The sequence below is a fragment of the Streptomyces sp. NPDC041205 genome (genome assembly GCF_055591765.1).
Map to the genome: position 1 here is coordinate 122,234 of NZ_JBVIZH010000015.1, position 26,832 is coordinate 149,065.

At 72.2% G+C, this 26,832-nt stretch carries 20 protein-coding genes and 1 pseudogene; 13 read left to right on the forward strand and 8 right to left on the reverse strand.

The window, feature by feature from the left end; genetic code table 11:
- The first annotated feature begins 38 nt into the window (after positions 1-38).
- From ACZ6BG_RS37675 to pssA, 9 genes are all read left to right on the forward strand, one after another.
- A complete protein-coding gene (locus tag ACZ6BG_RS37675) occupies positions 39-1,820 on the forward strand; it encodes a 3-hydroxyacyl-CoA dehydrogenase family protein (protein WP_469010503.1) in 1,782 nt (593 codons plus the stop codon).
- A 118-nt stretch (positions 1,821-1,938) separates the two neighbouring features.
- Positions 1,939-2,766 carry a TetR family transcriptional regulator gene (locus ACZ6BG_RS37680; RefSeq protein WP_380857921.1) on the forward strand — a complete coding sequence of 276 codons (828 nt, stop codon included), beginning with the start codon at positions 1,939-1,941 and terminating at the stop codon, positions 2,764-2,766.
- Positions 2,767-3,210: 444 nt separating this feature from the next.
- Positions 3,211-4,548, forward strand: coding sequence for a crotonyl-CoA carboxylase/reductase (gene ccrA, locus ACZ6BG_RS37685; protein ID WP_380857918.1), 1,338 nt, complete (start codon positions 3,211-3,213; stop codon positions 4,546-4,548).
- Between the two features lie 17 nt (positions 4,549-4,565).
- Positions 4,566-6,617: a protein meaA gene (locus ACZ6BG_RS37690; protein ID WP_469010508.1), complete on the forward strand. Its 2,052-nt coding sequence runs from the start codon at positions 4,566-4,568 to the stop codon at positions 6,615-6,617.
- Positions 6,614-7,597 (forward strand): HpcH/HpaI aldolase/citrate lyase family protein, encoded by a 984-nt coding sequence (locus ACZ6BG_RS37695; RefSeq protein ID WP_469010512.1) that lies wholly within the window; start codon positions 6,614-6,616, stop codon positions 7,595-7,597. The genes ACZ6BG_RS37690 and ACZ6BG_RS37695 overlap by 4 nt, the downstream gene beginning before the upstream one ends.
- A gap of 5 nt (positions 7,598-7,602) precedes the next feature.
- Complete coding sequence (locus ACZ6BG_RS37700; RefSeq protein ID WP_469010515.1) at positions 7,603-8,127, forward strand: MaoC family dehydratase; 525 nt, start codon at positions 7,603-7,605, stop codon at positions 8,125-8,127.
- A 7-nt stretch (positions 8,128-8,134) separates the two neighbouring features.
- A complete protein-coding gene (locus tag ACZ6BG_RS37705; RefSeq protein WP_469010518.1) occupies positions 8,135-9,340 on the forward strand; it encodes an acyl-CoA dehydrogenase family protein in 1,206 nt (401 codons plus the stop codon).
- Positions 9,341-9,522: 182 nt separating this feature from the next.
- On the forward strand, positions 9,523-10,179 hold the full coding sequence (locus tag ACZ6BG_RS37710; RefSeq protein WP_030361809.1) for a phosphatidylserine decarboxylase: 657 nt from the start codon (positions 9,523-9,525) through the stop codon (positions 10,177-10,179).
- Positions 10,166-11,020, forward strand: a complete 855-nt coding sequence (gene pssA, locus ACZ6BG_RS37715; protein WP_469010522.1) for a CDP-diacylglycerol--serine O-phosphatidyltransferase — start codon at positions 10,166-10,168, stop codon at positions 11,018-11,020. The genes ACZ6BG_RS37710 and pssA overlap by 14 nt, the downstream gene beginning before the upstream one ends.
- 79 nt (positions 11,021-11,099) lie before the next feature.
- Here the strand turns inward: pssA and ACZ6BG_RS37720 are convergent, their stop codons facing one another.
- The gene (locus ACZ6BG_RS37720; RefSeq protein ID WP_469010562.1) at positions 11,100-12,221 is read right to left on the reverse strand and encodes a glycerate kinase; all 1,122 of its coding nucleotides are present in this window, start codon (positions 12,219-12,221) and stop codon (positions 11,100-11,102) included.
- Between the two features lie 308 nt (positions 12,222-12,529).
- Here ACZ6BG_RS37720 and ACZ6BG_RS37725 point away from each other — a divergent pair, with 308 nt between their 5' ends.
- Positions 12,530-13,651, forward strand: a complete 1,122-nt coding sequence (locus ACZ6BG_RS37725) for an ADP-ribosylglycohydrolase family protein (RefSeq protein WP_469010524.1) — start codon at positions 12,530-12,532, stop codon at positions 13,649-13,651.
- Between the two features lie 25 nt (positions 13,652-13,676).
- Positions 13,677-14,171 (forward strand): NUDIX domain-containing protein, encoded by a 495-nt coding sequence (locus ACZ6BG_RS37730; RefSeq protein WP_468454547.1) that lies wholly within the window; start codon positions 13,677-13,679, stop codon positions 14,169-14,171.
- Between the two features lie 54 nt (positions 14,172-14,225).
- Here ACZ6BG_RS37730 and ACZ6BG_RS37735 read toward each other — a convergent pair whose 3' ends face one another.
- From ACZ6BG_RS37735 to ACZ6BG_RS37765, 7 genes and pseudogenes are all read right to left on the reverse strand, one after another.
- On the reverse strand, positions 14,226-14,711 hold the full coding sequence (locus ACZ6BG_RS37735; protein ID WP_469010528.1) for a methylated-DNA--[protein]-cysteine S-methyltransferase: 486 nt from the start codon (positions 14,709-14,711) through the stop codon (positions 14,226-14,228).
- A 50-nt stretch (positions 14,712-14,761) separates the two neighbouring features.
- A complete protein-coding gene (locus ACZ6BG_RS37740; RefSeq protein WP_469010565.1) occupies positions 14,762-16,381 on the reverse strand; it encodes an AlkA N-terminal domain-containing protein in 1,620 nt (539 codons plus the stop codon).
- Positions 16,382-17,234: 853 nt separating this feature from the next.
- A pseudogene (locus tag ACZ6BG_RS37745) lies at positions 17,235-17,669 on the reverse strand (O-acetyl-ADP-ribose deacetylase); the annotation flags it as partial.
- On the reverse strand, positions 17,666-19,087 hold the full coding sequence (locus ACZ6BG_RS37750) for a phytoene desaturase family protein (protein ID WP_469010529.1): 1,422 nt from the start codon (positions 19,085-19,087) through the stop codon (positions 17,666-17,668). The gene ACZ6BG_RS37750 and the pseudogene ACZ6BG_RS37745, both read right to left, overlap by 4 nt.
- Positions 19,088-19,479: 392 nt before the next feature.
- Positions 19,480-20,334 carry an inositol monophosphatase family protein gene (locus tag ACZ6BG_RS37755; RefSeq protein ID WP_469010531.1) on the reverse strand — a complete coding sequence of 285 codons (855 nt, stop codon included), beginning with the start codon at positions 20,332-20,334 and terminating at the stop codon, positions 19,480-19,482.
- 128 nt (positions 20,335-20,462) lie between these two features.
- Entirely contained in the window at positions 20,463-22,307 is a 1,845-nt protein-coding gene (locus tag ACZ6BG_RS37760; RefSeq protein WP_469010532.1) for a gamma-glutamyltransferase family protein, read from the reverse strand.
- A 9-nt stretch (positions 22,308-22,316) separates the two neighbouring features.
- Positions 22,317-23,180 carry a helix-turn-helix transcriptional regulator gene (locus ACZ6BG_RS37765; RefSeq protein WP_469010534.1) on the reverse strand — a complete coding sequence of 288 codons (864 nt, stop codon included), beginning with the start codon at positions 23,178-23,180 and terminating at the stop codon, positions 22,317-22,319.
- Positions 23,181-23,636: 456 nt separating this feature from the next.
- Here ACZ6BG_RS37765 and ACZ6BG_RS37770 point away from each other — a divergent pair, with 456 nt between their 5' ends.
- On the forward strand, positions 23,637-25,022 hold the full coding sequence (locus ACZ6BG_RS37770) for a hypothetical protein (RefSeq protein ID WP_469010538.1): 1,386 nt from the start codon (positions 23,637-23,639) through the stop codon (positions 25,020-25,022).
- Positions 25,023-25,199: 177 nt separating this feature from the next.
- Positions 25,200-26,832: amino acid adenylation domain-containing protein (locus ACZ6BG_RS37775; RefSeq protein ID WP_469010541.1), on the forward strand; the 1,633-nt coding region annotated here is incomplete at its 3' end.

The window sequence follows — 26,832 nt, forward strand, 5'->3', positions numbered from 1 at the left end:
TGCGCCCCTCAGTCGTCACTCACTTCTGGAGTCCACCCATGGACACTCCCTTCAGCACGGTCGCCGTCGTCGGTCTCGGCACGATGGGCGCCGGCATCGCCGAGGTGCTCGCGCACGCGGGCCGCGAGGTCATCGGCATCGACATCAGCGAACAGGCCACGGCCCACGCCGTCGCCGCCCTGGAGGCCTCCACCGCGCGGGCCGTGCGCCGCGAACGGATCACCGAGGGCGAGCGCGAGGACATCCTCGCCCGCTTCCGCGCCTTCACCGACCTGCGGGCGGCGGCCGAGGCCGACCTGGTGATCGAGGTCGCCCCCGAGTCGTACGAGATCAAGCAGCAGATCTTCCGTGAGCTCGACGGCATCGTGCGCCCCGAGACGGTCCTCGCCACCGGCACGAACGCGCTGTCCGTGACCCGGCTCGCCGCCGAATCCGCGCACCCCGAGCGGGTGTTGGGGCTGCACTTCTTCAACCCGGCGCCCGCCATGAAGCTCGTCGAGGTCGTCTCTTCGGTGCTCACCGCGCCGGCCGCCGTGGCGGCGGTGACCGACCTCGCCTGCGCGCTCGGCAAGGAGCCCGTCGCCGTCGGCGACCGCCCCGGCTTCGTCGCCGACGGGCTGCTCTTCGGCTACCTCAACCAGGCCGCGGCGATGTACGAGGCCAAGTACGCGAGCCGGGAGGACATCGACGCGGCGATGCGGCTCGGCTGCGGACTGCCGATGGGACCGCTCGCGCTGCTCGACCTGATCGGCGTCGACACCGCCCGCACCGTCCTCGACGCCATGTACGCCGAGTCGCAGGACCGGCTGCACGCGCCCGCGCCGATCCTCAAGCAGCTCAGCGAGGCGGGCCTGACGGGGCGCAAGTCGGGCCGGGGCTTCTACACGTACGCGGCGTCCGGCAGCGACGAGGTGGTGCGGGACGCGGCGACACCGCTGGAGGGCACCCGGCAGGCACACGGGCGCGAGGTCCGCTCCGTCGGCGTGGCCGGTTCCGGCACCATGGCGTCCGGGATCGCGGAGGTCTTCGCCAAGGCCGGGTACGACGTGGTGATCGCCGCCCGCAGCGAGGAGAAGGCCGCCGCGGCCAGGGCCCGGGTCGCCAAGTCGCTTGCGCGCTCCGTCGACAAGGGGCGCCTCACGGCGGAGGCGGCGGCGAAGACCCTGGACCGGATCACTCCGAGCGGAACGTACGACGCGTTCGCCGACGTCGATCTCGCCCTGGAGGCGGTCGCCGAGGACCTGGAGATCAAGCAGCAGCTGTTCGCGACGCTCGACAAGGTCTGCAAGCCCGGTGCCGTCCTCGCCACCACCACGTCCTCGCTGCCCGTCGTGGCCTGCGCCCGCGCCACCTCCCGCCCCGGCGACGTGATCGGCCTGCACTTCTTCAACCCGGCGCCCGCCATGAAGCTCGTCGAGGTCGTGCGCACCGTCCTGACCGAGGACGACGTGCACGCCACCGCCCGCGAGGTGTGCGCGTCGATCAAGAAGCACCCGGTGGACTGCGGCGACCGGGCCGGCTTCATCGTGAACGCGCTCCTGTTCCCGTACCTGAACAACGCGATCAAGATGGTCCAGGAGCACTACGCGTCCCTCGACGACATCGACGCGGCCATGAAGCTCGGCGGCGGCTACCCGATGGGACCCTTCGAGCTCCTGGACGTCGTCGGCCTGGACGTCTCGCTCGCCATCGAGAAGGTGCTGCACCGCGAGTTCCGCGAGCCCGGGCTCGCCCCCGCGCCGCTCCTGGAACACCTGGTGGCCGCGGGCTGCCTCGGCCGCAAGACGGGCCGGGGTTTCCGCGAATATGCCCGGCGCTGACCGGCGCGCGGACCCCGGGGCCAGAGCACACGAGGCGGTGCGCGCCGAGCGCGCGGACTGGGGCGGGCTGCTCGAACCGTCGGGCAGCCCCGTCCCGCAGGCGCACTCAGCTGCGCACATGCAGTACGTTCGGGGCATGCCCAAGGCCGCCAAGTCCTCACGTACGACAGCTACGCCCGACGCTCCGGAGAGCGCCGCGGGCAGCCGCGCCGCCGCACAACGGCTCAAGATGCGCCGGGAGCTGGCGGCCGCCGCCATGGAACTCTTCGCGTCCAAGGGGTACGAGGCGACGACGGTCGACGAGATCGCCGCCGCGGCCGGGGTGGCCCGCCGGACCTTCTTCCGCCACTTCCGGTCCAAGGAAGAGGCGATCTTCCCCGACCACGACGACACCCTGATCCGCGCGGAGGCCGTGCTGAACGCGGCGCCCGCGCACGAGCACCCGCTCGACACGGTGTGCCGCGGGATCAAGGAAGTCATGAAGATGTACGCGGCCTCGCCCGCCGTGTCCGTGGAGCGTTACCGGCTCACGCGCGAGGTGCCCACGCTGCGCGAGCGCGAGATCGCCTCCGTGGCGCGCTACGAACGGCTCTTCACCCGTTACCTCCTCGGGCACTTCGACGAGCACGCGCACCACCACGGCAACGACGATCCGCTGCTCGCGGAGGTCGCCGCGTCCGCCGTCGTCACGGCCCACAACCACGTCCTGCGGCGCTGGCTGCGGGCCGGGGGCCAGGGGGACGTGGAGGGGCAGCTGGACCACGCCTTCGGGATCGTGCGGCGCACCTTCGGCACGGGGATCCCGGCCGGGCGGGACACGGCGCCCTCCTCGGCTGCGGCCACCGTCTCCGACGGCGGTGAGGTTCTGGTCACCGTCGCCCGCACGGACGCCCCCCTCGACGAGGTCATGCGCACCATCGAGAAGGCGCTGCGCACCCGCGCCTGATGGGGCTTCGCCCCTCTCCCCCTTTTTCGGCCCTTCGGGCCTCGTCCTCAATCGCCGGACGGGCTGTCACTGCCCGTCCGGCTTTTGTGTGCCCGTCCTCTGCATGCCCTCTGACCTGCGATGATCGATCATCGCTCAGATGAACCCCCTCGGTGACAACTGAGAGAAATTGTTGGCACTGAGTGTCTTGCCGACTGGCACGCGGTGTCATACGTTGATGTTGTCCGGGCGGCCGACGGGTGGAGAACCTTCCCCCACCGGCTGTCCCCGCGAGCCACTGGCAAGCGCGCCCGGACGCCTGCGTCACAGGCACCCCGCGCCCCACCAGGGCGCCGCCACAGCACCACCTCCGCCGAACCGACGGCACCATCCCGCTTTCCAGCACCACCCCGACGTACCCCTCAGAGCGCTCCCCCTCGAAGCGCCCTTCGCCGGAGGCAACCCATGCAGGAAATCCTGGACGCGATCCAATCGCAGGACACCTCGGCCGCCGACTTCGCCGCGCTGCCGCTGCCCGAGTCGTACCGCGCGGTGACCGTGCACAAGGACGAGACGGAGCTGTTCGCCGGGCTCGCGACCCGCGACAAGGACCCGCGCAAGTCGCTGCACCTGGACGAAGTGCCGGTGCCCGAACTCGGCCCGGGCGAGGCCCTGGTGGCCGTGATGGCCTCGTCCGTGAACTACAACTCCGTGTGGACGTCCATCTTCGAGCCGCTGTCGACCTTCGGGTTCCTGGAGCGGTACGGCAAGTTGAGCGACCTCACCAAGCGCCACGACCTGCCGTACCACATCATCGGCTCCGACCTCGCGGGCGTCGTTCTGCGTACCGGCCCCGGAGTGAACGCCTGGCACCCAGGCGACGAGGTCGTCGCGCACTGCCTGTCCGTGGAGCTGGAGTCCTCCGACGGCCACAACGACACGATGCTCGACCCCGAGCAGCGCATCTGGGGCTTCGAGACCAACTTCGGCGGCCTCGCGGAGATCGCGCTGGTGAAGTCCAACCAGCTGATGCCGAAGCCGGACCACCTCAGCTGGGAGGAGGCGGCGGCGCCCGGCCTGGTGAACTCCACCGCGTACCGCCAGCTCGTCTCCCGCAACGGCGCCGGCATGAAGCAGGGCGACAACGTCCTGATCTGGGGCGCGAGCGGTGGACTCGGGTCGTACGCCACGCAGTTCGCGCTGGCCGGCGGCGCCAACCCGATCTGCGTGGTGAGCAGCCCGCAGAAGGCGGAGATCTGCCGCGCCATGGGCGCCGAGGCGATCATCGACCGCAACGCCGAGGGGTACAAGTTCTGGAAGGACGAGCGCACCCAGGACCCCAAGGAGTGGAAGCGCTTCGGCAAGCGCATCCGCGAGTTCACCGGCGGCGAGGACATCGACATCGTCTTCGAGCACCCCGGCCGGGAGACCTTCGGCGCCAGCGTCTACGTGACCCGCAAGGGCGGCACCATCACCACCTGCGCCTCCACCTCGGGCTACATGCACGAGTACGACAACCGCTACCTGTGGATGTCCCTGAAGCGCATCATCGGCTCGCACTTCGCCAACTACCGCGAGGCCTGGGAGGCCAACCGGCTGATCGCCAAGGGCAAGATCCACCCGACGCTCTCCAAGGTGTACTCCCTGGAGGACACCGGGCAGGCCGCCTACGACGTGCACCGCAACCTCCACCAGGGCAAGGTCGGCGTCCTCGCGCTCGCGCCCGAGGAGGGGCTCGGCGTGCGCGACGCGGAGAAGCGGGCCCTGCACCTCGACGCCATCAACCGCTTCCGCAACATCTGAGGGGCGAGGGCCCATACATGACTGAGCGCCAGAAAGACCGGCCGTGGCTGATGCGCACCTACGCCGGTCACTCCACGGCGGAGGCGTCGAACGAGCTGTACCGGCGCAACCTCGCCAAGGGCCAGACCGGCCTGTCGGTCGCCTTCGACCTGCCGACGCAGACCGGCTACGACCCGGACCACATCCTCGCGCGCGGGGAGGTGGGCCGGGTCGGCGTCCCGGTGTCCCATCTCGGCGACATGCGGCGGCTGTTCCAGGACATCCCCCTGGAGCAGATGAACACCTCCATGACGATCAACGCGACCGCCATGTGGCTGCTCGCGCTGTACCAGGTCGTCGCCGAGGAGCAGGGCGCCGACATCACCCAGCTCCAGGGGACGACGCAGAACGACATCGTCAAGGAGTACCTGTCGCGCGGCACGCACGTGTTCCCGCCGGGGCCGAGCCTGCGGCTGACCACCGACATGATCACGTACACGGTGGCGCACATCCCGAAGTGGAACCCGATCAACATCTGCAGCTACCACCTGCAGGAGGCCGGGGCCACGCCGGTGCAGGAGATCGCGTACGCGATGAGCACGGCGATCGCGGTGCTCGACGCGGTGCGCGCCTCCGGGCAGGTGCCCGAGGAGAAGTTCGGCGACGTGGTCGCGCGGATCTCGTTCTTCGTGAACGCCGGGGTGCGGTTCATCGAGGAGATGTGCAAGATGCGGGCCTTCGGCCGCATCTGGGACCGGGTCGCGCGCGAGCGGTACGGCATCGGCAACCCCAAGCAGCGCCGCTTCCGCTACGGCGTGCAGGTCAACTCGCTCGGCCTGACCGAGGCGCAGCCGGAGAACAACGTCCAGCGCATCGTCCTGGAGATGCTCGCCGTCACGCTGTCGAAGGACGCACGCGCGCGTGCCGTGCAGCTGCCGGCCTGGAACGAGGCGCTCGGCCTGCCCCGCCCCTGGGACCAGCAGTGGTCGCTGCGCATCCAGCAGGTCCTCGCGCACGAGAGCGACCTGCTGGAGTACGAGGACATCTTCGCGGGCTCCCACGTCATCGAGGCCAAGGTGGACGCCCTGGTCGAGGAGTCCCTCGCGGAGATGGACCGCATCGAGCAGATGGGCGGCGCGATGGCCGCCGTCGAGTCGGGCTATCTGAAGGCGGCGCTGGTGTCCTCGCACGCCGAGCGCCGGGCGCGGATCGAGGCCGGCGAGGACAAGATCATCGGCGTGAACGTCTTCGAGACGACGGAGCCGAACCCGCTCACCGCCGACCTGGACACCGCGATCATGACGGTCGACCCGGCGGTCGAGGCGCGCGTCGTGGACGCCATCGGCACCTGGCGCACCACCCGGCAGGAGTCCTCGGACCGGCAGGGTCTGGGCGACCCGTTCCACTTCCCCACCGTCCAGCAGGCACTCGACCGGCTCAAGGAGGTCGCGGCCGGGACCGGCAACCTGATGGAGGCCACCCTGGAGTGCGCGCGCTCCGGTGTCACGACCGGCGAGTGGGCGGGCGCGCTGCGGGAGGTCTTCGGGGAGTTCCGGGCGCCCACGGGCGTGTCCGGGGCGCCGGTGGCGGTCACCGCGGAGGCGGGCACGCCGCTCGCCCTGGTCCGCGAGAAGGTCGAGAAGACGTCCGCCGACCTCGGCAGCGGCAAGCTCCGCTTCCTGGTCGGCAAGCCGGGCCTGGACGGGCACTCCAACGGCGCCGAGCAGATCGCGGTGCGCGCGCGTGACGCCGGGTTCGAGGTGGTCTACCAGGGCATCCGGCTGACCCCGGAGCAGATCGTGGACGCCGCGCTGGCGGAGGACGTGCACGCCGTGGGCCTGTCGATCCTCTCCGGCTCGCACGCGCAGCTCGTACCGGACGTCCTGACGCGGCTGCGGGCGGCGGGCGCGCACGACATTCCCGTCATCGCCGGGGGCATCATCCCCACCAGCGACGCCGAGGACCTGAAGGCGGCGGGTGTGGCCGCCGTGTTCACCCCCAAGGACTTCGGCATCACGGAGATCATCGGCCGTATCGTCGACGAGATCCGCAAAGCGAACCACCTCGACCCCCTGGAGGTCCCCGCATGACCCCGTCCCAGCCGCAGCCCGGCGCCGTGAACCGGCTCCGCCCGCGCCGCTCCTGCCTGGCCGTGCCGGGCTCGAACCCGCGCTTCCTGGAGAAGGCCCAGGGCCTCCCCGCCGACCAGGTGTTCCTCGACCTGGAGGACGCCTGCGCGCCGCTCGCCAAACCGGAGGCGCGGCACACCATCGTCAAGTTCCTCAACGAGGGCGACTGGACGGGCAAGACCAGGGTCGTGCGCGTGAACGACTGGACGACCGAGTGGACGTACCGCGACGTCGTGACCGTCGTCGAGGGCGCGGGCCCGAACCTGGACTGCATCATGCTGCCCAAGGTCCAGGACGCCCAGCAGGTCGTGGCCCTCGACCTGCTGCTCACCCAGATCGAGAAGACGATGGGCTTCGAGGTCGGCAAGATCGGCATCGAGGCGCAGATCGAGAACGCCCAGGGCCTCAACAACGTCAACGAGATCGCGACGGCCTCCCAGCGCGTCGAGACGATCATCTTCGGCCCGGCCGACTTCATGGCGTCGATCAACATGAAGTCGCTGGTCGTGGGCGAGCAGCCGCCCGGCTACCCGGCCGACGCCTACCACTACATCCTGATGAAGATCCTGATGGCCGCCCGCGCCAACAACCTCCAGGCGATCGACGGCCCCTACCTGCAGATCCGCAACACCGACGGCTACCGCGAGGTCGCCCAGCGCGCCGCCGCGCTCGGCTTCGACGGCAAGTGGGTGCTGCACCCGGGCCAGGTCGAGGCGTCCAACGAGATCTTCTCGCCGTCCCAGGAGGACTACGACCACGCCGAGCTGATCCTGGACGCGTACGACTACTACACGTCCGAGGCGGGCGGCAAGAAGGGCTCCGCGATGCTCGGCGACGAGATGATCGACGAGGCCAGCCGCAAGATGGCGCTCGTCATCTCCGGCAAGGGCCGGGCCGCGGGCATGAAGCGCACCAGCACGTTCGAGGCCCCGGAGGCGTAGGGATCATGCAATTCGGCCGCACCTACGAGGAGTTCGAAGTCGGCGCCGTGTACAAGCACTGGCCCGGCAAGACGGTCACCGAGTACGACGACCACCTCTTCTGTCTGCTCACCATGAACCATCATCCGCTGCACATGGACAGCAACTACGCGGAGCAGACGACCGACTTCGGCAAGAACGTCGTCGTCGGCAACTACGTCTACTCGCTGCTGCTCGGCATGTCGGTGCCGGACGTGTCGGGCAAGGCGATCGCGAACCTGGAGGTCGAGTCGCTCAAGCACGTGGCGCCGACGTTCCACGGGGACACGATCTACGGCGAGACGACCGTCCTGGACAAGACGCCGTCGAGGTCCAAGTCGGACCGCGGCATCGTGTACGTCGAGACCAAGGGCTACAAGCAGGACGGCACGCTGGTCTGTGTGTTCCGCCGCAAGGTGATGGTGCCCACGGAGACGTACATCAAGGAGAGGGGCGGCGAGCAGCCCGGCCGCCCGGAGCTGAACACCCCGTCGCCGAAGACCGAAAGCTGAGACCGTGATGAGCCGACTCGCCCAGACCGCCGGTCTGACCGACATCCAGCAGGAAATCCTGGCCACCGTCAGGGACTTCGTCGACAAAGAGATCCTTCCGGTGGCGACGGAGCTGGAACACCGTGACGAGTACCCGCAAGCGATCGTGGACGGCCTCAAGGAGTTGGGCCTGTTCGGCCTGATGATCCCGGAGGAGTACGGGGGTCTCGGCGAGTCGCTGCTCACCTACGCGCTGTGCGTGGAGGAGATAGCGCGCGGCTGGATGTCGGTGTCCGGCATCATCAACACCCACTTCATCGTGGCGTACATGCTCAAGCAGCACGGCACCCAGGAGCAGAAGGACCACTTCCTGCCGCGGATGGCGACGGGTGAGGTGCGGGGCGCGTTCTCGATGTCGGAGCCGGGGCTCGGCTCGGACGTGTCGGCGATCACGTCGAAGGCGGTCAGGGACGGCGAGGAGTACGTACTCAACGGTCAGAAGATGTGGCTGACCAACGGGGGCTCGTCAACTCTGGTCGCCGTACTCGTCAGAAGTGACGAAGGACACCCTGAGGGCACGGCCCCCCACAAGTCGATGACGACCTTCCTGGTGGAGAAGGAACCGGGCTTCGGCGAGGTGCGTCCGGGCCTCACCATCCCCGGGAAGATCGACAAGATGGGTTACAAGGGTGTCGACACCACCGAACTGATCATGGATGGCCTGCGCATTCCGGCCAATCGCGTGCTCGGCGGACAGACCGGCCGCGGCTTTTACCAAATGATGGACGGCGTCGAGGTCGGCCGCGTGAATGTGGCCGCGCGTGGTTGCGGGGTCGCGCAGCGTGCCTTCGAGCTGGGCGTCTCCTATGCCCAACAACGTCACACTTTCGGAAAGCCGATCGCCCAGCACCAGGCGATTCAGTTCAAGCTGGCCGAGATGGCTACCAAGGTCGAGGCCGCCCATGCGATGATGGTGAACGCAGCACGCAAAAAGGACTCCGGGGAGCGAAACGACCTCGAAGCCGGAATGGCGAAGTATCTGGCGTCCGAATACTGCAAGGAAGTCGTAGAGGACGCGTTCAGGATTCACGGTGGCTACGGCTTCTCGAAGGAGTACGAGATCGAGCGTCTCTACCGTGAGGCACCGATGTTGCTCATCGGTGAAGGTACCGCCGAGATCCAGAAAATGATCATTGGCCGACGACTCCTCGAAGAGTATCGATTCCAGGGATAAATGTCTGACTTGGGGTGATTCCTTCGAGATTTATTCGAGAAGAAGATCACACCCTGTCAGCACGCTCCGGCGGCCGACTCGGCTTCCTGGCTTGCCCAGTTGTGGCTCGCAACCGATACGATCCCGGGAAAGCCGCCGTCCCCCCGTATGCAGTGCGGCATCATCCGCTACGAAGGTCATCCATGCCCCACAGCCAAACCTCTGCACCTCGCGACAGCCTGGCCGGCGTACGCCTCGCGCGCGGAGCATCGCCGTGGCTCCTGCCGACCGTCGCCACCGCGGCACTCAGCCTGGCCAAGGCGCGCCGCTCCAAGGGCGCGGCGGCGGTCGCCGTGCCCGCGACCGCCCTCGCGGCCGGAATGCTGTGGTTCTTCCGCGACCCCGAGCGCGAGATCACCCAGGGCCGGGTGATCTCCCCGGCCGACGGCGTGGTGCAGAGCATCATGCCGTGGAAGGACGGACGCACCCGCGTCGCGATCTTCATGAGCCCCTTGAACGTGCACGTCAACCGCGCGCCCCTCGCGGGCACGGTGACGTCCGTGGAGCACATCCCCGGCGGGTTCGTCCCGGCGTTCAACAAGGAGAGCGAGAACAACGAGCGTGTTGTCTGGCACTTCGACACCGAGCTCGGCGACATCGAGATGATCCAGATCGCGGGCGCGGTCGCGCGCCGCATCGTGCCGTACGTGCCGCAGGGCACGAAGGTGGAGCAGGGCGAGCGGATCGGCCTGATCCGCTTCGGCTCGCGCGTCGACATCTACCTGCCCGAGGGCGTCGAGGTGGATGTCGAAGTGGGTCAGAAGACCGTGGCTGGGGTGACTCGCATTGACCGTGACTGATCCGGAGACACAAGCGGGCTGGGTGCCCGAGGCCGTGGACGCGGACGACGCCGACGAGGACATGCCCCTGTCGCTGCGCCTGTCGATAGCGGACACCCTCACGCTCGGTAACGCCACGTGCGGCTTCATGGCGGTGTACTTCACCACCACCGGCATCCTGATCCCGCACCTGTCGGGCGACGAGTCGGGCATGGCCCGCAACAGCGCCGCCACCGCGGTGATCCTGATGCTGTGCGCGGCGGTCTTCGACCTCTTCGACGGCCTCGTGGCCCGCAAGCTGCGGTCGTCGCCGATGGGCGCGGAGCTGGACAACCTCTCCGACCTGATCAGCTTCGGCCTGGCACCCGCGTACTTCGTGCTCGTGTACGGCATGGTCGCGCGGGACGCGCACGAGCGGGTCGCGGCGGTGGGCGCCATCGTGGTCCTGCTGGCGGTGGTGCTGCGGCTTGCGAGATTCTCCTGCGTGACGCTGCCGGACGGCACGTTCCAGGGCATGCCCTCGCCCTTCGGGGCGCTGACGGTGGTCTCCATCGTGCTCCTGGAGCTGCCCTTCGTGGCCACGCTCCTCGCGATCATCGGCACGGCCTGGCTGATGGTGAGCCGGGTCGAGTACCCGAAGCCGCGGGGGCCGCTCGCGGTCGCCATGCTCGCCTGGATCGTCTCCGCGATGGGGTTGCTGGCCGCCTGGGCCTTCGACGCGCCCGGTGGGCAGCTGCTGCTCCAGACCGGGTGTGCGCTGCAGCTCGTCCTCGGCGCGGTGATTCCGTTGTTCGCCACGGCTCGCCGGGTGAACAACTTCCGGGACAACCGGCGTGAGGCCCGCGCCACGCAGTTGCCGTAGCGGATCTTGTACGTCGCCCCGAGGGGCCCGAACCGTTTGGTTCGGGCCCCTCGGACGTTGTGACGCTCACCGGCCCCGGTCAGGTCAGGAAGTCCGTGGCGATCTTGGCTGAGAGGCGCTCCAGGAGGGGGCCCGCCTCGGCCACGCAGCGGGCCACGTCCGGTTCGATGTCGGTCAGGGCGTACGCCCGGCGGATTCCGGCCGTGCCGAGCGCCGACGGGGGCAGCGCGAGGCGCCCGCAGACGGCGACCACGTCCACCCCGGCACAACGAGCGGCCGCCGCCACCCCGGCGGGCGCCTTCCCGTGCAGGGTCTGCTCGTCGAGGGACCCCTCCCCCGTGATGACGAGCGTCGCCCCGGCGAGCGCGGGCGCGAAGCCGAGGACGTCCAGCATGACGTCGATGCCCGGCCGGAACGACGCCCCGAGGCCGACCAGCGCCCCGTAGCCGATGCCGCCCGCCGCGCCGGCACCCGGCGCGTCCGCGTACTCCAGGGCCTGCGGCCCGGCGTCCCGCGCGAGGACCCGCGCGAAATGCGCGAGCGCGGCGTCGAGGGCGGCGACGTCGTCCGGCGAGGCGCCCTTCTGCGGCCCGTACACCGCGGGCGCGCCCTTGGGGCCCGTCAGCGGGTTGTCGACGTCACTGGCGAGCACGATGTCGACGTCCGCGAGCCGAGGGTCGAGGCCGGACAGATCGGCCGACGCCAGCTCCCGCAGGGGGCCGCCGCCGGGCGCGACGGGCTCCCCGGCCGCGTCCAGGAACCGCGCGCCGAGCGCCGCCAGCATGCCCGCGCCGCCGTCGGTCGTCGCGCTGCCGCCGACGCCGAAGACGAGGGTGCGGGCGCCCGCGTCGAGCGCCGCGCGGATCAGCTCGCCGCTGCCGTACGTCGTCGCGGTGAGCGGCGCGAACGTCCCGGCGGGCAGCAGCTGCAACCCGGAGGCCTCGGCCATCTCCACGACGGCCGTGCCGTCGCGCAGCGCGTACGCCGCCACCACCTCGCCGCCGAGCGGCCCGGTGACCCGCGCCTCCCGGCGTTCGAACCCGGCCGCCACGGCCGCGTCGACCGTGCCGTCACCGCCGTCGGCCACGGGCAGCGCCCGCACCGGGAGGCCCGGCAGCACGCCGTGCAGGCCCGCCGTCACGCGCTGGGCGACCTGCACGGCCGTGAGGGACCCCTTGAACTTGTCCGCGGCGATGAGCACATGGCCACGGCCCGTGCCCCCGGCGCCCTGTGCCGCGCCGGCTCCCGCCGTCTCTGCAGCGTCCGCCACCTTGCATTCCCCTTGCTTTCCGGGCCTTGCTCGCGTCAAGGCAGTCGCGCCGCTGCGACCATAACCGCAGGAGGGGGCCGCTGCCCATGGTCGACCGGAGCGGACGTTGATCCACTGCCCGGAGATTTCCGCTCATGTCGGGGCAAAGCGGTGCGCAGGATGTGCGGGGGATGATCGATCATCCCCGGGTCCCGGTCGGCGGCGCGCGGCGCACCCCCGCCGTCGGGTAGACCGGACGCATGACGTCGACGGCACCGGACATCCCGCTCGCGGACCGCGTCCATGGCGGCTGGCTCGGCCGGGTCGCCGGGAACATGCTCGGCAAGCCCGTCGAGCGCGGCGACTACTGGACGCGTGACCGCATCGACCGCTATCTGCGGCTCACCGGCGCGCTTCCCCTCACCGACTACCTGCCGGAGCCGCCGGAGGGCGCGGCGGGCTTCGAGCTGCGCCCGGAGTGGCGCGCCTGCGTCCGCGGCCGCGTCGACGGCAGTTGCCGCGACGACGACGTGGACTACGCGATCCTCGGCCTGGATCTCCTGGAGTCGCACGGGTTCGGCTTCAGCACCGAGCAGGTGGGCGAGCTGTGGCTGCTGCGGCTGCCCTATCTCCAGACGTACACGGCGGAGCGCGCCGCGTACCGCAATCTCACGAACGGGCTCAAGCCGCCGCTGACGGCGACGTACGACAATCCGTACCAGGAGTTCATCGGGGCGCTGATCCGCGCCGACATCTTCGGCTGGACCTGCCCTGGCGACCCGCGCCGCGCCGCGTCCCTCGCCCGCAGGGACGCGGTGCTCTCGCACTCGGGCAACGGCGTGTACGCGGCGATGTGGGCGGCGGCGCTGGTCGCGGCGGCGTTCACGGCGGCGGGACCGCGGGACGCGCTCGACTCCGCGCTCACCGTGATCCCGGCGAGCAGCCGGTTCGCGCGGACGGTACGCCGTGTGATGTCGCTGTACGAGGCGTCGCTGAGCTGGGAGGAGACCCTGGCGACGGTGGAGAGCGAGACGGCGGGGCTCGGCTGGATCCACGCCGTGCCGAACGCCGCCGTCCTCACGGCCGGACTGCTGTACGGCGAAGGGGACTTCACGCACACCATCGCGCTGACCGTCCGCGGCGGCCTCGACACCGACTCGAACGGAGCGACGGCGGGGTCCGTCGCGGGGGTGCTGTGCGGAGCGGCGGCCATTCCGGCGCAGTGGCGCGATCCGCTGCGGGACCGGGTGCGCAGCGCGGTGTTCGGCTACGACGGGGCGCGGATCAGCGAACTGGCGGAGCGGACGGTGCGGTTGGCGGTGCGGGAGGCGGGGGCGGTGGAGCCGCAGGACTTGACGCCGCCGAAGCGCCACGGCGGGTGATCCACCTGGCGCTACGCTGCCTGTCGTGACCACTCTCGACTACGCCACGTACATCGCGGGCCTCCCCCGCGTCCTCGCCGGAGCCGCCAGCGTCATCCGCGACCGTGCCGGACGCGTCCTGCTCGTGGAGCCCAACTACCGTGAGGGCTGGGCCCTTCCGGGCGGCACCGTCGAGTCGGACGACGGCGAGAGCCCGCGCCAGGGTGCGCGCCGTGAGACCGTCGAGGAGATCGGCCTGGACGTCGAGCCCGGTGGACTGCTCGCCGTGGACTGGGTGCCGGGCACGTCGGCACGGCCTCCGCTGGTGGCCTTCCTGTACGACGGCGGGGTGCTTGCCGACGACCGGTTCGAGGCGATCCGGCTCCAGGAGGAGGAACTGCTCTCGTGGCGCCTCGCCACTCGCGAGGAGTTGCCGACGTACCTCCCGGGGCCGCTCGCGGGCCGGGTCCTCGCGGCGCTGGACGCGCTGGACGCCGGGACGGGGGCGGTGGAGTTGGAGAACGGGCGCCGGATCGGCTGACCCGAGCCCGTTTTCGCTCCTTTCCGCTCCTTCGACTGCCCCGAACGGCCTGCCCTAGAAGAGGACCGACCCGCTCTCGAACGCGAGGAGGCGCTGCTTGCGGTCGAGGCCGCCGCCGTAGCCGGTGAGGCCGCCGTTCGCGCCGATGACGCGGTGGCAGGGGACGATGACGCCGATGGGGTTCTTGCCGTTGGCGAGGCCGACGGCGCGGGAGGCGGCGGGGTTGCCGAGTTCCGCGGCGAGTTCGCCGTACGTACGGGTCTCGCCGTAGGGGATCTCCAGGAGCCGCTGCCACACCGAGCGCTGGAACGGGGTGCCGTCCAGGCGCAGCGGCAGGTCGAACTCCTTCAACTCGGCCGCGAAGTAGGCCTGGAGCTGCTCCGTCGCCGGGCCGAAGGGGGACGGGTCGCGGTCGCCGAAGGTCTCCTCGGCGGGTCTGTGGCGCTGCTCGGTCATGTAGAGGCCGCTGAGGGTGCCGTCGGTGGCGACGAGGGTGAGCGGCCCGTAGGGGCTGTCGACGACGGTGTGCTGTCGGTGCATGGGTCACGTCCCGTTCGGGTCCCCGCGGTGCGGGAACGTGGTGGAAGCCCTTACTCGGGGAGGTAGTTGATGGCGTGGTCCTCGGTGGTCCAGAGGTACTGCACGGCGTAGGCGCGCCAGGGGCGCCAGGCGGCGGCGCGCGCCGTGAGGGCGGCGGGGGTGTGCGGCAGGCCGAGCGCCTGGGCGGCGCGCCGGATGCCGAGGTCGGAGGGCAGGAACGCGTCCGGGTCGCCGAGGGCCCGCATCGCGATGACCTCCGTGGTCCAGGGGCCGAAGCCCGGCAGGGCGGTGAGCTGGGCGCGGGCGCGCTCCCAGTCGTTCTCGACGCCCAGTTGAAGGGTGCCGTCGGCGAGGTGGCGCACCAGCGTCAGCAGGGTGGCGCGGCGGCTGCGGGGCAGCGCGAGCGACTCCGGGTCGAGGTCCGCGAGGGCGTCCGGCGCGGGGAAGAGGTGGGTGAGGCCGCCCTCGGGGTCGTCGATGGGCTCGCCGTGGGCGGTGACGAGGCGCGCGGCGTGGGTGCGGGCGGCGGCCGTGGAGACCTGCTGCCCGAGGACCGCGCGTACGGCGAACTCGGCCTCGTCCACGGTGCGCGGCACCCGCCGCCCCGGCGCCTTCGCGACGAGCGGGGCGAGCAGCGGGTCGTCGGCGAGCTGGCCGTCGACGGCGACGGGGTCGGCGTCCAGGTCGAGCAGGCGACGGCAGCGGCTGATGGCGAGGGTCAGGTCGCGCGGGTCGGTGAGGGTGAGTCGGCAGCCGATGTGGTCCGGGTGCGGGGCGAGGGCCGCGATGCCGTGTCCGTAGGGCAGGCGCAGGGTGCGGCGGTAGGCGCCGTCGCGCCATTCCTCCACGCCGGGCACGGCGGTGGCGACGAGGTGTCCGAAGAGGTTGTCGGGGTTGAGGGGGGCGCGGAAGGGGAGGCGGAGGGAGATGGTGGCGAGGGCGCCGGGAGCGGTGTCGGGGACGGCGGAGGTGTGGGAGGCGGGGGCCGCGTGCGGGCCGTTGGTCGCGGGTGCCCCTCCGGCCGCGGGGACCTCACGCACATCATGCGCACCGCGCGCACCGACGGAGGCACCGCCGTGGGCACCAGCACTGGCACCGGCGCCGGCGGCCGCTCGCCTGCCCCCAGCCCGCTTCGCCGCCCGGGCCCGAAGTTCCCCCGGGGCGAGGGCGAAGACTTCCCGGACGGTGTCGTTGAACGTACGGATCGAGGAGAAGCCCGCGCCGAAGGCGATCTGTGCCATGGGCAGGGCGGTGGTCTCGATGAGCAGCCGGGCGGTCTGGGCGCGCTGGGCGCGGGCGAGGGCGAGCGGGCCCGCGCCGAGTTCGGCGAGGAGTTGCCGCTCGACCTGGCGGGTGCTGTAGCCGAGGCGGGTGGCGAGGCCGGGGACGCCCTCGCGGTCGACGATGCCGTCGCCGATGAGCCGCATGGCGCGGGCCACGAGGTCGGCCCGCTGGTTCCACTCGGGCGAGCCGGGGCTGCTGTCGGGGCGGCAGCGCTTGCAGGCGCGGAATCCGGCCTGCTGGCAGGCGGCGGCGCTCGGGTAGAAGCTCATGTTCTCGGGCTTGGGCGGCACGACCGGGCAACTGGGACGGCAGTAGATGCGGGTCGTCAGGACGGCGGTGAAGAACCATCCGTCGAACCGGGCGTCCTTGGACTGCACGGCCCGCACACAGCGTTCGAAGTCCCCGTACGTCCCTGCGGGCGCGGCTTTTCGGGTGGAGGTGAGGGGGGTGGTGGGGGTGGTGGGGTGCTGTGCGGCTGCCGGGCCGACGTGCCCAGACCCCTGTCCCCCGGCCGGGCCGGGACGGCCGGTGCCGCGTCGGGCTCCCCTGCCGCCGGGAGAACCGGCGCCTTGGGCCGCCGCCGGGCCGGGGCTACCTGCGCCGGGCGCTTCCTCCCGACCGGGACGTACGTCGCCCTGCGGCTCCGCCGGGCCGGTCCTGTCGGCACGCTGTGCCCCTGCCGGGCCGAAGCGCCCCGTGCCGTCCGCCCCCGTCGTCGGGTGGGTGCCGGGCACGGCCGGGCCCTCGGACAGGCCTGCTGCTGTGGCGGCGGTGACCTCGGGGTCTCGGGGTGGGGTGTGCGTCACGGTCGGCATGGCTCAAGCATCGGACATCCCCGCGCCCGGGGCTGGCGAGAATCCGACATCAACCTTGCGCGGCCAGGGCCTCCTCGAACGCCCGGTACGCGACCTCGTCGAACAGGACGAACCGCACCTCGTCGAAGTCCCACCCCATCGGCACCACCCCGTCCGGGCCCGCCCCGCCCGGGTCCCTCTCGCCCGGCCCCGCCGCATCGGAGCCCACTCCACCCGACCCGACCTCGTCCGTCCCCATCTCGCCCGAGCCCGCTCCACCCGGCCCCGCCGCGCCCGAGCCCGCTCCACCCAGCCCTGCCGCACCGGAGCCCGACCCAGCCGGGCCCACCTGGACCGAGCCCTCCCCGACCAGGCCCTCCCCGTCCGTACGCTCCCCGACCAGGCCCGCCCCGTCCGCCCCCGCCCCCTCCAGGCCCGCCGCCAAGGCGCCCCGCACCGCGCCCACCGCGATCCTGGCCGCGTCGTCCAGCGGCCACCGGTACACCCCCGTCGAGATCGCCGGAAAGGCGACCGTGCGGGCCCCCAGCTCGGCCGCGACCCGCAGTGACTCGCGGTAGCAGGAGGCGAGCAGGGCCGAGCGGTCCTCGGTGGGGGACCACACGGGGCCGACGGTGTGGACGACGTGGTCCGCGGTCAGGCGTCCGGCGGTCGTCGCCACGGCCTGGCCGGTCGGCAGGCCCTTGCCGTAGCGCGAGGCCCGCAGACGGCGGCAGTCGGCGAGGATGTCGGGGCCGCCGCGCCGGTGGATGGCGCCGTCGACGCCTCCGCCGCCGAGCAGCGAGGAGTTCGCCGCGTTCACGAGGACGTCGGCGCGCTGGCGGGTGATGTCGCCCTGGACGAGGGTGACGCGGGCGCTCACGCGGGCTCCCGCAGCCTCTTCCAGACGGCCTTCGCCGCGTTGTGGCCGGACATGCCGTGCACGCCGGGTCCTGGCGGGGTCGCCGACGAGCAGATGAAGACGGCGGGGTGCCGGGTGCGGTACGGGTACGCGGTGAGCCGGGGCCGCAGCAGCAGTTGGAGTCCGCTGGCGGCGCCGCAGGCGATGTCGCCGCCGACGTAGTTGGCGTTGCGGGCGGCGAGCTGCGGCGGTCCCGCCGTGGCGCGGGCGAGGACGCGGTCGCGGAAGCCGGGCGCGAAGCGTTCCAACTGCCGCTCGATGGCGTCGGTGAGGTCGCCCTGCCAGCCGTTCGGAACGTGCCCGTACGCCCAGAAGACCTGCTTGCCCTCGGGCGCCCGGGACGGGTCGACGACGCCGGGCTGCACCGTGATCAGGAACGGGGCGTCCGGTGCCCGGCCCTCGCGGGAGGCGGCCCGCAGCGCGGCGCCGATCTCGCGGCTGCCCGCGCCGACCTGGACGGTGCCCGCGACGCGCGCCTCGGGCGCGGTCCACGGCACGGGCCCGTCGAGCGCGTAGTCGATCTTGAAGGCGCCGGCTCCGTACCGGAAGTTGTCGTAGTAGCGCCCGAGACCGGCGATCCGGGCGAGTGCGGTGGGTGAGGTGTCGAAGACGTACGCGCGGGCGGGCGGCAGGTCGTCGAGCCGCTTGACCTCGTAGTCGGTGTGGATGATGCCGCCGAGGTCGGTGAGGTACGCCGCGAGCGCGTCGGAGATGGACTGCGAGCCGCCGCGGGCCAGCGGCCAGCCGCGGGCGTGCGCGGCGAGCGCGAAGACCATGCCGACGCCGCCGGTGGCGAGGCCGCCGAGCGGCGCGATGACGTGGGCGACGAGTCCGGAGAACAGCGCCCGCGCGGGCTCGTCGCGAAAGCGCCGCATCAGCCACGTCGACGGCGGCAGCCCCACGAGCCCGAACCGGGCGAGCAGCGCCGGGTCGCGGGGCAGCGCGGTCAGCGGCAGCGACATGAAGTCCCGCAGCAGGGTGTCCCAGTGGGGCAGGAAGGGCTCGACGAGTCTGCGGTACGCCCCCGCGTCGCGCGGCCCGAAGGAGGCGGCGGTCTCGGCGACGGAACGCGCGAGCACGGCGGCGCGGCCGTCGAGGAGGGGGTGGGCCATGGGCAGCTCGGGCTGGAGCCAGTCAAGGCCGTACCGCTCCAGGGGCATGGCGCGGAACGCGGGCGAGTTGATGCCGAGCGGGTGCGCCGCAGAGCACGGGTCGTGCCGGAAGCCGGGGAGGGTCAGCTCCTCAGTGCGGGCGCCGCCACCGACGCTGCCACGGGCCTCGAAGACGGCCACGGAGAAGCCGCGGCGGGCCAGCTCCACGGCAGCGGTCAGACCGTTCGGTCCCGCCCCCACGACGACGGCATCGAGCATCGACGGCACCTTCGGACTCCTTCGTCAGCCGATGGCCAGTGCCGCCCAGGATATGCCGGACCACGGCCGCTTCCCGGGCCCCGGCGGCCTCCGACAGCACGCGGGTCGGGGCGCGCCGTCGAGCAGGGCCGCGTCCCCGGCCGGGCCCGGCGGTGACGTGCGGCGCCACCGAGGCCGAACCGTCCTGTCGACCGCGGCCGCTTCCGGAAGGGCCGCGCCCGCCGTCGCCCGCGGCAGCGCGTGTGCCGACCGGCACGCCCCCCGACGCACACGGCCCGCACTCCGCGGCAACCGACGGCAGCGCGCCGATCGGCCACGGCACACCCCGCGACGCACGCGAGCGGCCCCCGCCCCGGCGCACGCGCCTCCCGGACCACCTCGCGCTGTGGCACCCGCCCCGATCAGGCCCCGCTCGCGAGCGCCCCCGCCACCCGGCGGGCCGTGGCCTCGTCGCGGGCCGCGGTGAACGGCAGGGCGTTGCCTCCGGTGATGGCGAACGGCACGCCCTCGCGGGTGCGGTGGGCGCCGCCCGCCTCCTCCACCAGGAGCAGGCCCGCGGCGTGGTCCCAGGCCAGCTCCCAGCTGAAGGCGACGGCGTCGAGAGCGCCGCGGGCGATGGCCAGGTACTCCAGGCCCGCCGAGCCGCAGGGGCGGGCGGCGAAGCCTTCGGCGGTGAGGCCGAGCAGGGCGTGCTTCTGGTCGTCGGTGGTGAAGTCCGGGTGGGACGTGGCCACCGTCAGCGCGCGGCCGGGGTCGGGGGAACCGGCGCGCAGGGGCGTGCCGTTGAGCGTCGCGCCCTTTCCGCGGACCGCCGTCGCGAACTCGTCGAGCGCGGGCGCGTACGTCCACGAGGCCAGGACGACGCCGTCCAGGGCGAGCGCGACGAGCGTGCAGAAACCGGGGTCTCCGTGGACGAACTGGCGTGTCCCGTCGACGGGATCGACGATCCAGACCGGCGCGTCGCCCGCTATCGCGTCGTACCTCGCCGGGTCGGCGTGCACCGCTTCCTCGCCGACGACGACCGAGCCGGGCAGCAGCGCCGTCAGCTCACGGGTCAGGTGCTCCTCCGCCAGCCGGTCGGCGACGGTCACCAGGTCGTGCGGGCCGCTCTTCTGGACGACGTCGGCCTCGGCGAGCTGCCGGAACCTCGGGGTGATCTCCGCCGCGGCGGCCTCGCGGACCACGCGCTCCACGTCAGCGGTCTGTCGTGCGAGAAAGTCGTCGATGCTTTCCTTGATTGCCTGTGTTTCGATCATGCCTCCATGAGAGCACGTACCACTGACAACGCGGACTCCCGGGGTGAACAACGGGTGGAATCGGGATGAAAGGGAGCCGCTGGGAGATCTGGGGCCCGCACCCGACCGGCCCCCGCGCCCGACCGGCCTCACCGCCCGACCGCGTACCCCTGCATCCCCCGCGGATTCGCCGCCGCCGAAAGCACCCCCGTCCGCGGATCCCGCGCCACCGCGCACAGCCGCCCCTCCGACCAGGGGCCGCCCACCGTCACGTCGTGGCCGCGGCGCCGCAGCTCCGCCACGACCTCCGGGTCGGTGCGGGACTCGACGACGAGGCTGCCCGGCCGCATCCCGCGCGGGTAGAAGGACTCGGGGAAGGACTCGGTGTGCCAGTTGGGGGCGTCGACGGCGCCTTGCAGGTCGAGCCCGCCGCGTACCGGCGCGCGCAGCGCCACCGAAAGGAAGAAGTGCACCTGCCACTGGTCCTGCTGGTCCCCGCCCGGCGTACCGAAGGCCATGACGGGCACGCCGCCCTTGAGGGCGAGCGACGGAGTCAGCGTCGTGCGGGGGCGGCGGCCGGGGGTGAGCGAGTTGGGCAGGCCCTCCTCCAGCCAGGCCATCTGCAGCCGGGTGCCGAGCGGGAAGCCGAGTTCCGGCACGACCGGGTTGGACTGGAGCCAGCCGCCCGACGGCGTCGCCGCGACCATGTTCCCCCAGCGGTCGACGACGTCCAGGTGGCAGGTGTCGCCCCGGGTCCCGCCGTCCGGCGTCACGGCGGGCTCGCCGTCCCGTGCCACGGTCGGCTCACCGGCCCCCGCCACCGTCGGCTCCCCCGCGCCCACCGCGCCCCCGAGCGCGGCCGCCCCCGAGGCGACGGCCCGCGCGTGCGCGGACAGCCTCGGCTCCCGTCCACCGGGCCGCCCGGGCCGCAGTTCGCGGGAGGCCCGCTCGCCGATCAGCTCCCGGCGCCGGGCGTTGTAGGTGTCCGAGAGCAGTTCGGCGACCGGCACCTCGGCGGCGTCCCCGTACCAGGCCTCGCGGTCGGCCATGGCGAGCTTGCAGCCCTCGACGAGCAGATGCGTGTAGTCGGCCGAGCCGTATGCGGGCAATTCGGCCGGAAGCAGGGCGAGTTGCTGGAGGAAGGCGGGGCCCTGGCTCCAGGGGCCCGCCTTGCAGAGGGTCCAGCCGTTCCAGTCGCAGGTGACCGGGTCCTCATACGTGGCCGACCAGCCGGCGAGGTCGGCGGCGGTGAGGGTGCCGGTGTGGCGCTTGCCGCTGGTGTCCAGGGTGGGGCGCGCGGCCTGGCGGACCAGTGCCTCGGCGATGAAGCCGGTGCGCCACACCTCGCGGGCCGCGTCGATCTGTGCGTCGCGGTCGGCGCCGCCCGCGGCCTCGGCCTCGGCGACGAGCCGCCGCCAGGTGGCGGCGAGGCGCGGATTGCGCAGGAGTTCGCCGGGGGCGGGCGGGGCGCCACCGGGCAGGTAGACCTCGGCCGACGACGTCCACTCGGTCTCGAACAGTTCCCGTACGGTCTCGACGGTCTCCGTGACGCGTTCCACCGGCGGGTGCCCGTCCTCGGCGTACCCGATGGCGTACTTCAGGACCTCGGCGAGCGACTTGGTGCCGTGGTCGCGCAGCAACAGCATCCACGCGTCGAAGGCGCCGGGCACGGCGGCGGCGAGCGGCCCGGTGCCGGGCACGAGGCCGAGGCCGAGGGCGTCCCGGTAGTGGGCGACGCTCGCCCCGGCGGGCGCGACGCCCTGGCCGCACAGGACGCGCACGTCGCCGCCCGCCGGGGCGAGGATGATCGGCACCTCGCCGGCGGGCCCGTTCAGATGCGGCTCGACCACATGCAGCACGAAGCCCGCCGCGACGGCCGCGTCGTAGGCGTTGCCGCCGTCCTCCAGGACGGCCATCGCGGACTGCGAGGCGAGCCAGTGGGTGGACGACACCATGCCGAAGGTGCCCTGGAGCGTGGGGCGCGTCGTGAACATGCCCGCAGGCTAGGCCCTGTCGGCGTAGTGCCGTCCGGCGGCTCCCGTCCCACCCGCCTCCGGCGCCCCGGCGGGGGCGGGGATCAGGCCGTACGTCTGCGCCCGCAGGACGGTGGTGACCCGGTCGCGGGTGCCGAGCTTCCGGTAGATGCTCTGGATGTGCTTCTGCACCGTGTGCACCGAGATGCCGAGGCGGCGGCCGATGACCGCGGCGGTGAGGGCGTCGGCGAGCAGGCCGAGGACGGTCAGCTCGCGCGGCGTGAGATCGCCGCCGGGCACCGGCTCTTCGGCGTCCGGGCCGTCCTCCGCCACGGCCCCGGCCTTGCCGTCGCCCTCTCGACCCGCCGGGGACGCGGCCGCCGCGCGCCAGCGGCTGAGCAGTTCCGCCTGCTCGTCGACGCTCGCGAGCAGGGGCTGGATGCGGCGCGCGTACGCGAGGTGGGCGTCGGTGAAGTCCGTCCCGGAACGGCAGATGAGGAAGTAGCGGCGCGTCCCCGAGGCGTCGGGCAGCGGCACCACCAGGAGGTGGTCCGTGCCGAGGCGGCTGTGCAGCAGCCGCGCCAGCTCACTGCCGTGCCACTCCCGCTCGCCGAGGATGTCCGCGGCGGTCCGCGGCGCGCGGTCGCCGGACGAGCCGTAGTGGTCCGCGAAGGGACAACTGAGGCGGATACGCTCCCTCAGGTGATCGTCGAGACGGTGGTCGGCGGCCCCGTCCGCGGTCCAGGAACGGACCGGGCCCCCGCCGCCCGTCCGTTCCGCCTGGGTCAGGAACAGGAACTCGCCGCCGCAGGCGTTCAGTAATTCCGACACCACCGGCGGCCACAGCCGCCCGGGATCCGGTTCCCGTAGCGCCTCGATGGCGAGGTCGAGCATGCGCCGATAGTGACGCACGGATATAGCGGACATAACTAACACTGCGTCTCCCCGTAATTTTTATTGCGCTCTTAACGCGTTCCTCGAGTGTCGATACGCACTTTTACCCATACCACTCGGCGCCTAAGGTGAGCGAGTCTGGAGCTGCCCCACCGGTGCTGGGCACACGTATCCAGCCCGCCGGATGGGCGAACTACGTTGCAGTGAACGGGAAGAGCCACCCCCACCAGCGAACTTCCAGGACGGGCCGGGAGTTACCGGCCCGGGTCCGCAGCTTCGCGGAATTCATGGGCCGCCTGTCCTGTCGACAGGACAGGAAAACCTTTCAGTGTATCGCCCGGAAATGCTCCTCACTAAGAAGTACGACATCTGCTCATGCCGTACGACAGATGACATCGGCCACCATTCGGGCAACGGCACCCAATGGTGAGTCAATCGCCCCTGAGGGAGAGTCTCTTGCACCCCACGCCTGTCGCCTCCCGCACCCCCACCCACAACGAACGAGGCGTCATAGCCGAGCACTACTACGCCCTGCAGAGCCTGCGTGCCATCGAGGACGCCCGCGCCGAGGCGACCGCCGATCCGGTCACCCCGCAGGCCTTGCTCGTGGGGCTCTACCAGTCGGCCGAGATCGCCCTGCACAACCTCACGGACCTTCTCGACCGCGCCGGCGGCCATCTGGAAAGGCTGGATGTCGACCGTTGCGTGACGGCTTTGCACTGGGTCCGCAGCTTCCACCGCGTCCTGGTCCGCCTCAGCGTCGCCGCCCTGCGCGTGAGCGGCGGCATACCGGACGAGGCGCCCCGCTGGGACGTCGAGGAGACCCCCGCGTTCGCCGAGTTCACCCCGGCCCTGCGCCGCTTCGACCAGCGGCTCACCGCGCTCGCCGGGCAGGGCCTGGTCGACGTGTCGGGGGTCATCGCCGAACGCGGCCTCGAGGACCGGTGGTTCGGCGTCCTGCACTGCGTGCGCGTCGCCAACCACGACGCCCGGGTGTGGAGTTCGAACCTGGCGAAGGCCGCGCATCCCGCGCCGGGCGTCTCCCCCGAGCGGCTGCTGGCCAGCGACCGGCTGCACCACGCCGTCCATGAGCACCGCTTGGCCGGTGACACATATTTCACCCAGTTCCGGGCACTTCACCAGATCCCCGAACTTCTCGTACGGGAGATCAACGACCGTATCGAGGCCGCCATCCGCAGCGCCCGCGCCGGTGACATCGCGGCCGCCGTCGACGCCCTGGACGGCGCCGCCGAGCTGTTCGACCCGGTCGAGGCGTGCCTGCCGCCGATCGTCGACAACCTCAGCACCCACGACTACCACCAGATCCGCGAGAACCTCGGCCTGACGAGCGGCAGCCACTCGGTCAGCATGCGATTCCACCTGTTCACGGACCTGTACGAGCAGTTCGCCGCGGAGCTGGCGCGGCTGCGGGCCGAGGGCGGCGCGGACCCGCTGCTCCCCCGGCTCGAACGGCACGGTGTGGGCCTGCGGGTGTTCATCTTCGCCTGGCGCGACATGCATCTGCACCTGCCGCGCAACAACCTCGGCGGCATGGAGACCAAGTCGCTCACCGGCGCCCCGGACGCCATCCGCACGGTCCGCAAGATGCGGGACAACGCGGCGCACGGCGACGCCCTGGAGCGGCACGCCGTCGCCGCGCACGTCCCGTCCAGCTCGGCGGGGCCGCTGATCGGCTACCTCGACGGGCCGGAGTCCTCCGACGGGATGCTGCTCGCCGCGACCGGCGCGTCCACACAGGTCAACTTCCGTGCTGTGCAGGAGCGGCGCGAGTTCTTCTCCCAGCCGTGCCCGTTCTCCAGGCCGCCGCGCCGGGTCGTCTAGCGCGTACACGCGCCGGGTCGTCCAGGGCATCCACACGCCGGGGCGTCCCGCGCGTCCACCGGTGACCAGCCGCCCGTGACCCGCCCCCGCCGCGGTCACGGGCGGCACAGGCCGTTCCGGACGCGCTGAGCTGGCTCCCCCCACGCACCGTTCGTTGTTCGTCCTTCTGGAGCTTTCGTGTCCCACCTTCAGGAATCGTCCGCCGCCGGGCTCCGAGCGGGCGACCCCTGCTCGTCCGCCACGTTCCCCGCCCTGTTCCAGGACCGGGTGGCGGCGACACCGGACGCGCCTGCCGTGGAGTCGGGCGAACTCTCCTGGACGTACGCGGAGCTGAACTCCCGGGCGAATCGGATCGCCCACTGGCTCATCAGGCGGGGCGTCGGACCGGAGCGCCTGGTCGGGGTGTCCCTGCCGCGCTCCGCCGAGCAGGTGGCCGTGCTCCTGGGGATCATGAAGGCCGGTGGCGCCTACCTTCCGATCGACTCGGACTATCCGGGCGAGCGCGTGCGGTACATGGCGTCGGACGCGGCCCCCGCGCTCGTCCTCACCACCCGGGCCACGGCCACGAGCCTGGCCGCGGACCTGTCGGCAGGTCAGGCAGCTCAGGTGGGCCCGGACGTCGTGGCGGTGGACGAGCCCGCCCTCGTACACGCCTGGGCGCGGCACCCGGACACCGACCCGGTCGACGCGGACCGCGCCGCCCCGCTCGACCCGGCCAACCCCGCGTACGTCATCTACACGTCGGGCTCCACGGGCCGCCCCAAGGGTGTCACCGTCACCCACACCGGCCTGGCCGCGCTGCGCGCCGTCCACGTCGCCCGGTTCGACCTCACGCCGGGCTCCCGCGTGCTGCAGTGCGCCTCGCCCAGCTTCGACGTGTCGGTGTGGGACCTGGTCATGGGCCTCACCACCGGCGTCACCCTGGTCCTGCCGCACCGACTGCGCCTGGTCGGCGACGAACTGGCCGCCACCCTGACCCACCGGCGGATCACCCACGTCACCTTGCCGCCGTCCGTCGTCAACACGCTTCCCGCCGACGCGCCCCGGGCCCTCACGGGGCTGCGCGTCCTGTCCCTGGCCGGTGAGGCCTGCCCGCCCGACCTGATCGCCCGCTGGGCCCCCGGCCGCCTCGTCATGAACGCCTACGGCCCCACGGAGACCACCTGCGCGGCCACCGTGGCCCGCCTCCTCCCCGCCCCCCGCGTCCCCATCGGCACCCCCGTCCCCGGCACCCGCGTGCACGTCCTCGACGACCGCCTCGTCCCCGTCCCCGCGGGCTCCCCGGGCGAGTTGTACGTGGCGGGTCCTGGCGTGGCCCGCGGCTATCTGGGCCGCCCCGGCACCACCGCCGACCGGTTCGTCGCCGACCCCTTCGGCGCGCCCGGCCACCGCATGTACCGCACGGGCGACCTGGTCCGCCAGGGCGACGACGGCCAGCTCGAATACCTCGGCCGCACCGACGACCAGGTCAAGATCCGGGGGCTGCGGATCGAGGTCGGCGAGATCGAGGCGACGCTGGCCTCGCACCCCCGGGTCGCCCAGGCCGTCGTGGTCGCCCACGAAGGACGGGACAGCGGCCGGCAGTTGGTCGGGTACGCCGTCCCCGTCGACGCCGACGCCGCAGCGGCCGGTGGGACCCGTGCGAGTGGCGGCACCGGCTATCTGGATCTCAGTTCGGGGTTCGCGACGGGCGAGCTGCGGACCTTCCTGGCCCGGCGGTTGCCGGATTTCATGGTGCCGGCGACGGTGGTGGTGCTTGACCGGCTGCCGTTGACGACGAATGGGAAGGTCGACAAGAAGGCGTTGCCGG

What these genes read in the sequence shown, in the direction of transcription:
- ACZ6BG_RS37700 (WP_469010515.1), top strand. Translation starts at nt 7,603, where the DNA reads ATGCAATTCGGCCGCACCTACGAGGAGTTCGAAGTCGGCGCCGTGTAC.
- ACZ6BG_RS37695 (WP_469010512.1), top strand. Translation starts at nt 6,614, where the DNA reads ATGACCCCGTCCCAGCCGCAGCCCGGCGCCGTGAACCGGCTCCGCCCG.
- ACZ6BG_RS37725 (WP_469010524.1), top strand. Translation starts at nt 12,530, where the DNA reads ATGACGTCGACGGCACCGGACATCCCGCTCGCGGACCGCGTCCATGGC.
- ACZ6BG_RS37710 (WP_030361809.1), top strand. Translation starts at nt 9,523, where the DNA reads ATGCCCCACAGCCAAACCTCTGCACCTCGCGACAGCCTGGCCGGCGTA.
- ACZ6BG_RS37690 (WP_469010508.1), top strand. Translation starts at nt 4,566, where the DNA reads ATGACTGAGCGCCAGAAAGACCGGCCGTGGCTGATGCGCACCTACGCC.
- ACZ6BG_RS37760 (WP_469010532.1), bottom strand. Translation starts at nt 22,307, where the DNA reads ATGTTCACGACGCGCCCCACGCTCCAGGGCACCTTCGGCATGGTGTCG.
- ACZ6BG_RS37755 (WP_469010531.1), bottom strand. Translation starts at nt 20,334, where the DNA reads ATGATCGAAACACAGGCAATCAAGGAAAGCATCGACGACTTTCTCGCA.
- ACZ6BG_RS37735 (WP_469010528.1), bottom strand. Translation starts at nt 14,711, where the DNA reads ATGCACCGACAGCACACCGTCGTCGACAGCCCCTACGGGCCGCTCACC.
- ccrA (WP_380857918.1), top strand. Translation starts at nt 3,211, where the DNA reads ATGCAGGAAATCCTGGACGCGATCCAATCGCAGGACACCTCGGCCGCC.
- ACZ6BG_RS37680 (WP_380857921.1), top strand. Translation starts at nt 1,939, where the DNA reads ATGCAGTACGTTCGGGGCATGCCCAAGGCCGCCAAGTCCTCACGTACG.
- ACZ6BG_RS37705 (WP_469010518.1), top strand. Translation starts at nt 8,135, where the DNA reads ATGAGCCGACTCGCCCAGACCGCCGGTCTGACCGACATCCAGCAGGAA.
- ACZ6BG_RS37675 (WP_469010503.1), top strand. Translation starts at nt 39, where the DNA reads ATGGACACTCCCTTCAGCACGGTCGCCGTCGTCGGTCTCGGCACGATG.
- ACZ6BG_RS37765 (WP_469010534.1), bottom strand. Translation starts at nt 23,180, where the DNA reads ATGCTCGACCTCGCCATCGAGGCGCTACGGGAACCGGATCCCGGGCGG.